General features: G+C 40.5%; 5 protein-coding genes. 4 read left to right on the top strand and 1 reads right to left on the bottom strand.

Translation table 11 applies throughout. The annotated features are described in order from the left end of the window. The first annotated feature begins 84 nt into the window (after positions 1-84). Together WB217_RS10645 and WB217_RS10640 are read left to right on the top strand one after the other, a co-directional pair. Positions 85-1,272, top strand: coding sequence for an alanyl-tRNA editing protein (locus WB217_RS10645; RefSeq protein ID WP_423993207.1), 1,188 nt, complete (start codon positions 85-87; stop codon positions 1,270-1,272). A 327-nt stretch (positions 1,273-1,599) separates the two neighbouring features. Continuing rightward, positions 1,600-1,812 carry a hypothetical protein gene (locus tag WB217_RS10640; RefSeq protein WP_423993206.1) on the top strand — a complete coding sequence of 71 codons (213 nt, stop codon included), beginning with the start codon at positions 1,600-1,602 and terminating at the stop codon, positions 1,810-1,812. A gap of 61 nt (positions 1,813-1,873) precedes the next feature. Here the strand turns inward: WB217_RS10640 and WB217_RS10635 are convergent, their stop codons facing one another. Next, the gene (locus WB217_RS10635; RefSeq protein ID WP_423993205.1) at positions 1,874-2,749 is read right to left on the bottom strand and encodes a metal-dependent hydrolase; all 876 of its coding nucleotides are present in this window, start codon (positions 2,747-2,749) and stop codon (positions 1,874-1,876) included. A gap of 150 nt (positions 2,750-2,899) precedes the next feature. On the opposite strand from WB217_RS10635, the gene WB217_RS10630 reads away from it, so the two are divergent. Next, a complete protein-coding gene (locus tag WB217_RS10630) occupies positions 2,900-4,471 on the top strand; it encodes a peptide chain release factor 3 (protein WP_423993204.1) in 1,572 nt (523 codons plus the stop codon). A 150-nt stretch (positions 4,472-4,621) separates the two neighbouring features. After that, positions 4,622-4,816, top strand: a 195-nt coding sequence (locus WB217_RS10625; protein ID WP_423993203.1) for a hypothetical protein, incomplete at its 3' end; no start/stop codon positions are given.

The raw sequence follows: 4,816 nt of genomic DNA, 5'->3' as shown, positions 1-4,816 counted from the left end.
TCATTCATATACTCCTGCCGCTTGGATTCTTTAAAAAATGCTATACTTGTTATCAAAGTTTGAAATCGGAGCGTGAAGTGGGCAATGGAACAGAAATTGTATTACCAGGATGCTTATCTTAAAAATTTTACGGCGGAATTAATCAAACAAGGAAATGATGAATCTGGCCGTTTATATGCTGTTTTGTCGCAAACAGCCTTTTATCCCACTGGTGGGGGACAGCCGTTTGATACTGGCACTTTAAACGGGGTAGAGGTCCTTGATGTCGAGGAAGTCGAAGGGGAAATACGCCATTACTTAGCAGGACCTTTAAGCGAATGTGCTGAAGTAGAAGGGCTCATTGATTGGGAGCGGCGTTTTGATCATATGCAGCAGCACTCTGGCCAGCATATTTTATCAGCAGCTTTTGAGGAGTTATATCAATATAAAACAGTCAGCTTCCATCTCGGCAAAGAAACGCTGACAATCGACTTGGCTATTGAAAATCTTTCAAGTGAAGAAGCGTTTGCTGTAGAAAAGCTAGCGAACAAGGTCATCCTTGAAAACCGTCCAATTGTCACTAAATGGGTCAATAAAGAAGAATTGAAACAGTATCAACTAAGAAAAGAGCTTTCTGTGTCTGAGAATATCAGGCTCGTCATCATCCCGGATTTTGATAATAATGGCTGTGGCGGGACACATCCAAGCAGTACTGGCCAGGTAGCTTCGTTGAAAATATTAGGCTGGGAAAGGCAGAAGAAAAAAGTCCGTGTTGAGTTCGTTTGCGGAACTCGTGTGCTCCAGCAGCTTGAGAAGAAGCACACCATCCTCCAGCAGCTTACATCCTTATTGAATGCTCCTGAGCAAGAGATGGCAGGATCTGTACAGAGAATGCTTGAAAACCGGAAAGAACTTGAGAAGGCAGTTGAAGAATCGAAGGAAAGACTTTTAACATATGAAGCTTCAGAATTAATCGGGGGAAACAGCCAGGATTTGATCAGCAGGGTATTTCAAAACAGAAATGTTCAGGAGCTTCAAAAGCTGGCAAGATTGCTTGTATCAAAGGCAGATAATAAAACATTCCTTCTTATTGCTGAAAATCAAGACAAGCTTCAATTTGTATTTGCCCGGGGCATGTTGGCAGAGGGTAATATGAAGGAACTGGCGGGGAAGGCATTGGCAATGATAAACGGTAAAGGCGGAGGAAATGACTTATTTGCCCAGGGCGGTGGCGACAAGCTGATTCCAGGTGAGCAGTTAAGGAAACAGATTGAGGAAATAATCCTTGCTTAAGGCACGATTTTAAAAACCGGGTTATGACCAACTACAAATTTGGCTGTGTTAAAGGTTAATGTTGTTTTTTAGCATCTGTTGATTGGAGCGGAAATCAACAGACAAGTTTAACAAGGTCAAAATTTAAGGATGAAAGATCTAGTTCATTAGAAGTGATTTTTCATTATTAAATGTCATTTTTAAAGATTCTGAAGAAAAAATGATCAAACAAAAGACTTTTAACCTATTTTTTACAGTTAGATTGGGTATGGATGAAAGTTTTACCATTTAAAAATAGGTTTAACTCCCTCATAATGGAATTCAACCAGAGAAATAGGGGGAATCAGAATGTTTGAAATTGAAAAAGGATCTATTGAAGAAGCCATTATGATCCTGCAAAATCTCGGTTTGAAAATGAATGAATTTGAGAAAACGAATTCGATGATTTCAGTGGAGAAATACAAGGAATTGTTGGAGTTTACTATAGCCATTGCCACAAAGACAAGCGAAATTACTGACACTATTGATGAGATGATGGAAGATATCCAAGCCAATATGTAAATATAAATTTAAGGAGCAGCCCTCATGATTCGGGCTGCTCTTTTATTCTTCCGGCATATAGTTAATTGTTTTGTGTGCGATCAATGTATTCAAATAAAAAAGATTGTCCATTGCGATAGAATCGCGGATCATAGATGCCCAATTTTTCATCATCATCGACAATGACGACAAAGGGTGACCATTCATAGAGGGTGCGTGCTTCTGGTCTTTCTTTAAATAAGTTATTCAGATTGGCATTCTCAGCGGATGTAAGTTCATACTGAAGTTTTTTATCAGTGAAAAGATTATCCTGGAAAATCGATACTTTGCTGTCGTTTTTAGTGATAACAGTATAAGTCCATGGAATGAATCCAGCGGAAATGGCAATTTGATCATATTCGTTTTCGTATTGATTGTAGATGATCCAGCCCTGGACACTTTGGGCAATCAGGTGCAGGACAATGAAAGCCCATGCGAATTTAAAATAATAAGAGCTTTTCATTTTATTAATCCTGGAAGCGCCAAACGCGGTACCGATTATGACCCAGAAAACAAAATCGATGATTGGAATGGTACCGAATGATATTCTAATGCTGGAAAATGGCTCTAGATATCCAGTTCCCCAGGCATTGAATAAATCACTCGTGTCGTGGATCAATACTGCCAGCCAACCAAGGGAAAATAATTTTAGATCTTTCACTTTAAATAGAAGGAAAGATAGTAAAATAAACAATGCAGCCCATAATGGTGTCAGGAACAACGAATGAGTAATGCCTCGGTGCCACATCTGGTAAAGACCTTCGCTATCCCAAAATCTCGAAATCACATCAATATCGGGAATCTGGCTGGCACCGACCGCTGTCAGCAGATAAGCACGCCTTTGGGATTTTTCCATATGTTTTTTATCAATGGTGCCATAAAGGGCTAAACCGAATAATGTATGAGTAATTGAATCCATGGTTCACCTCCTCGAACTTATATTATAAGGCTTTTGGAAATATTGTAAAAAGTATTGATATGCAATTGCAGGATTGCAAACTTACCGCCAGAAAGATAAGATTAACTTTATGAGGAATTTTGCCTTTAAATAGAAAGGAAACATAAAATCATGAAAAAATTAAAAGACGAAGTATTATCGCGCAGAACATTTGCGATTATTTCCCACCCGGATGCGGGAAAAACGACTCTGACGGAAAAATTGCTCCTCTTTGGTGGAGCGATCAGAGATGCAGGAACAGTAAAAGCGAAGAAAACTGGAAAATTTGCTACGAGTGACTGGATGGAAATCGAGAAGCAGCGTGGGATTTCTGTAACCTCCAGCGTCATGCAGTTCGATTATGATGGTGTCAAGGTAAACATCCTTGATACTCCTGGTCACCAGGACTTCTCCGAGGATACCTACAGGACATTGACAGCGGTGGATAGTGCCGTGATGATCATAGACTCTGCAAAAGGAATTGAGGACCAGACTCTCAAGCTGTTCAAGGTTTGCCGCATGAGAGGGATCCCGATTTTCACTTTTATCAACAAGCTTGACCGCCAGGGGAAAATGCCGCTTGAACTGCTAGCTGAACTGGAAGAGGTTCTTGGGATTGAATCATACCCGATGAACTGGCCAATCGGCATGGGAAAAGAATTCCTGGGCATTTATGACCGTTTCAATAACAGGATTGAGCAATTCCGTGTAGATGAAGACGACCGTTTTCTTTCATTGAATGACAGTGGTGAAATTCAAGGAGAGCATAAGCTTAAAGAATCTTCATTGTATGAGCAAACTCTTGAAGAAATCATGCTATTAGACGAAGCAGGAAACGAATTCTCTGCAGAGCGGATCGCAGAAGGAAACTTGACTCCGGTATTCTTTGGAAGTGCGCTGACCAATTTTGGCGTTCAGACTTTCCTTGATTCTTATCTTCAGTTTGCACCGACGCCTCAGCCAAGAAATTCAACTGCAGGCGAAGTTGATCCTCTTTCAGAAGAGTTTTCTGGTTTCATCTTTAAAATCCAGGCAAACATGAACCCTGCTCACCGTGACCGGATTGCTTTCCTGCGCATTTGTTCAGGAAAATTCGAGCGTGGGATGACAGTGCAATTAAGCAGGACTGGAAAACCGATGAAACTTGCACAGTCGACACAGTTTATGGCTGATGACCGCAGCACTGTTGAGGAAGCTGTTGCCGGCGATATTATTGGTTTATATGATCCAGGCACATACCAAATCGGCGATACAATCGTCTCTGGCAAGGAAGCATTCCATTACGAAAAACTTCCGCAATTTACACCTGAACTTTTTGTCCGTGTAACTGCTAAGAATGTCATGAAGCAAAAGCACTTCCATAAAGGAATCCAGCAGCTTGTTCAGGAAGGTGCAATCCAGCTGTTCAAAACAGTGAAGACAGATGAATATTTACTTGGTGCAGTCGGCCAGCTTCAGTTCGAAGTATTCGAAGCTAGGATGCGTAATGAGTATAATGTAGAAGTATTAATGGAGAGACAGGGCTCCAAAATTGCTCGCTGGATCGAGAGTGATCAGGTAAACGAAAACCTATCTAGCTCCAGAAGTCTGCTTGTTACCGACCGTTTTGATAAAAAAGCCTTCTTATTTGAAAATGAATTTGCATTAAGATGGTTCCAGGAAAAGAATCCTGAAGTAAAACTTTATAATCCGATGGATGCATAAATGTGATTTGAGCCGGCTTATGAAAGCCGGCTTTTTCTAATGGCAAAGCATTTAATAACAAGTTTGTACAAAACAGGTTCAATTTTCCTATATTGATGGTGTTGTTGTTATAATTAGATAGGACTAGATATTTAAGGCTGGAGGGTCACTATGATTAATGAGTGCATACAATGCGGATTGCCTTTTCATTTATACGATACAGGTTATCTGTTTGTCCGGAGTGAAAAAGATTTTCCTGAATTCAGTAGAGTTAATGAAGGCTGGTTAGCAAAAAACTATCATTCGGTTGAGGAACTGGAAAGAATGCTTAAGGAGGCGTGTGAGCTTTTTCAGGGAAAAGGGGTC

Origin of the sequence: Mesobacillus sp. (assembly GCF_049588175.1) — a bacterium.
Classification (GTDB): domain Bacteria; phylum Bacillota; class Bacilli; order Bacillales; family Cytobacillaceae; genus Mesobacillus.
The sequence above is the reverse complement of the archived record's forward strand: the minus strand, read 5'-3'. Positions and strand labels throughout refer to the sequence as shown.

Excerpts from the sequence above, each read along its gene's own strand:
- WB217_RS10645 (WP_423993207.1), top strand. The coding sequence starts at position 85 with ATGGAACAGAAATTGTATTACCAGGATGCTTATCTTAAAAATTTTACG.
- WB217_RS10640 (WP_423993206.1), top strand. The coding sequence starts at position 1,600 with ATGTTTGAAATTGAAAAAGGATCTATTGAAGAAGCCATTATGATCCTG.
- WB217_RS10630 (WP_423993204.1), top strand. The coding sequence starts at position 2,900 with ATGAAAAAATTAAAAGACGAAGTATTATCGCGCAGAACATTTGCGATT.
- WB217_RS10635 (WP_423993205.1), bottom strand. The coding sequence starts at position 2,749 with ATGGATTCAATTACTCATACATTATTCGGTTTAGCCCTTTATGGCACC.